The organism is Bradyrhizobium sp. P5_C11_2, assembly GCF_054049755.1.
Window position 1 is genome coordinate 1 of record NZ_JBFULT010000782.1, and the last position, 2,724, is coordinate 2,724.

A 2,724-nucleotide genomic window follows, 5' to 3' on the forward strand; every position below is an offset into this window, starting at 1 on the left:
GCACGATCAGCGAAGCGAACACGCAGAGCGCGCCGGCGACGAAGAAGGCGGGCAGGTAGCTCGCCAGCAGCGTCCGCGACAGGCCCGCGCCGAACGCCGCGGTGCCGGCGCCGAGCTGATGGCCGGCAAAGATCCAGCCGAACACCAGATTGGCGCGCTCAGGGCCGAACTTCTGTGCGGTCAGGCGCACCGTCGGTGGCACCGTTGCGATCCAGTCGAGCCCGTAGAACATCGCGAAGATCGACAGCCCGTAGAACGAGAAGTCGCTGAAGGGCAGGAAGATCAGCGAGAGCCCGCGCAGGCCGTAGTACCAGAACAGCAGCCAGCGGTTGTCGTATCGGTCCGACAGCCAGCCCGAGAAGATGGTGCCGAAGAAGTCGAAGATGCCCATCGCCGCCAGCAGGCTCGCTGCCTGCACCTGCGGAATGCCGAAATCCAGGCACATCGGGATCAGGTGGACCTGGACGAGGCCGTTGGTCGAGGCGCCGCAGACGAAGAAGGTCGCAAACAGGATCCAGAACGCGCTCGACTTCGAGGCGTCGCGCAGCGTGCCCAGCGCCACCGCGGTGATCGATCCGTGGTTGACGGGCGGCGCGGGCAGGGGCTCGGTGCCCTCGTCACCGAACGGACGCAGGCCGAGATCGCTCGGGCGGTCGCGCATCGCGAGCAGGACCGCCAGCGCGGAAACGCCGAGCATGATGCAGACGAAGCCGAGTGCCAGCCGCCAGCCGAAGCGCTCGGTGAGGCTTGCCAGCAGCGGCAGGAACACCAGCTGGCCAGTGGCGACGCTGGCGGTCATGATGCCGACGACGAGGCCGCGCCTTGCTGCGAACCAGCGCGTGGCAATGGTGGCGCCCAGCACCAGCGCGGTCATGCCGGTGCCGATGCCGATCACGACACCCCACAGCGCCACGAGCTGCCAGACCTCGGTCATGCCGAGCGATAGCACCAGCGCCGTGACCACGATGAGCTGCGCGGTCAGCGTGACGTTGCGCAGGCCGTAGCGGTTGAGCAGCGCGGCTGCGAACGGCGCCATCAGTCCGAACAGGATGAAGCGGATGGAGAGCGCGGAGGAGATTTGCGCCGTGCTCCAGCCGAACTCCTTTTGCAGGGGAACGATGAACACGCCGGGCGCACCGACCGTGCCGGCGCTGATCAGTGCGGCGAGGAAGGTCACGCCGACCATCACCCAGCCGTAGTGGATATTGCGGCGGCTGAGGGATGCCGCGAGCCAGTTCGAGATCATTGGGCCTCAACGTTGATGGGCAGGTTTGAGACCTGCGCGAGCCTGCAGAATGGCACGGGAATCGTCTGTCGCAAATGACAGAGTTCCCTCATTTCAGGACATGCACCGGGTCAGTGCACGAGACGCTCGACCGCGATCGCCGTGGCCTCGCCGCCGCCGATGCAGAGTGCGGCGACGCCGCGCCTGAGGTTCTGCGCCTCCAGCGCATGCAGCAGCGTCACGATCAGCCGCGCGCCGGTGGCGCCGATAGGGTGGCCGAGCGCGCAGGCGCCGCCATTGATGTTGAGCTTGTCGCGGGGAATGCCGAGATCGCGCTGCGCCGCCATCGCCACCACGGCGAAGGCCTCGTTGATCTCGAACAGGTCGACGTCGCCGGCGCTCCAGCCGACCTTGTCGAGCAGCTTGCGGATCGCCGGGATCGGCGCCGTGGTGAACCATTGCGGTTCCTGGCTGTGGGTGGCGTGGCCTTTGATCACTGCCAGCGCCGGCAGGCCGTTGCGATCGGCCAGCGACCGCTTCGTCAGCACCAGCGCCGCGGCGCCGTCGGCGTTGGCGGAGGAAGCTGCCGGCGTGATGGTGCCGTTGGCGCGGAACGCCGGTTTCAGGCCGGGGATCTTGGCCGGGTCGACCTTCAGCGGATGCTCGTCATTGGCGATGATGCGGGGACCAGCCTTCTCGGTGAGCGTGATCGGCGCGATCTCGGCCTTGAACGCCCCGCCCTCGACCGCCTTGCGGGCGCGGCTCAGCGTTTCCATCGCATAGGCGTCCTGGTCCTTGCGGGTGAACTGATAGGCCTCTGCGGTCGCTTCGCCGAAATCGCCCATGGAGCGGCCGGTCTCGTAGGCGTCCTCCAGCCCGTCCATCATCATGTGGTCGATGATGCGGTCGTGGCCGGCGCGGTAGCCGCCGCGCGCCTTCGCCAGCAGGTAGGGCGCATTGCTCATGCTCTCCATGCCGCCGGAGACGACGATGTCGGCCGAGCCCGCGCGGATGATGTCGTGCGCCAGCATGGTCGCCTTCATGCCGGAGCCGCAGACCTTGTTGACCGTGGTGGCGCCGGTGGCATCGGGCAGGCCGGCTGCGCGCGCGGCCTGGCGCGCCGGCGCCTGGCCTTGTCCCGCCGGCAGCACGCAGCCCATGAAGACTTCGTCGACCTTCTCCGGTGCGAGCTTGGCGCGTTCCAGCGCCGCGCCGATCACGTGCGATCCGAGCTTGTGTGCGGGGAGCGGCGACAACTCGCCCATGAAGCGGCCGAGCGGCGTGCGGGCGGCGGAGACGATGACGACGGGATCGGCGGCTTCGGCCATGGTGGAGCTCCCTGCGATGGCGGATGTGTAGAATTATGATCATCATATGATGCGGCGCAAGAAATGCAACGGCGCCCGGCATGAGAAATTGTCGTGGTTCGGATGAGATTTGTGAGTGAGAGCCGAGATTCATCTCCAACGTCGTCCCGGCGAAGGCCGGGACCCATACCC

The 2,724-nt window shown here is 67.4% G+C and carries 2 protein-coding genes; both read right to left on the minus strand.

From position 1 onward, the window contains the following. On the minus strand, positions 1-1,246 hold a 1,246-nt coding region (locus tag ACXJL8_RS38455; protein WP_456686753.1), incomplete at its 3' end, for an MFS transporter. A gap of 110 nt (positions 1,247-1,356) precedes the next feature. Next, positions 1,357-2,553, minus strand: a complete 1,197-nt coding sequence (locus ACXJL8_RS38460; protein ID WP_456618680.1) for an acetyl-CoA C-acyltransferase — start codon at positions 2,551-2,553, stop codon at positions 1,357-1,359. Between the last annotated feature and the right edge of the window lie 171 nt (positions 2,554-2,724).

Excerpts from the sequence above, each read along its gene's own strand:
- ACXJL8_RS38460 (WP_456618680.1), bottom strand. The coding sequence starts at position 2,553 with ATGGCCGAAGCCGCCGATCCCGTCGTCATCGTCTCCGCCGCCCGCACG.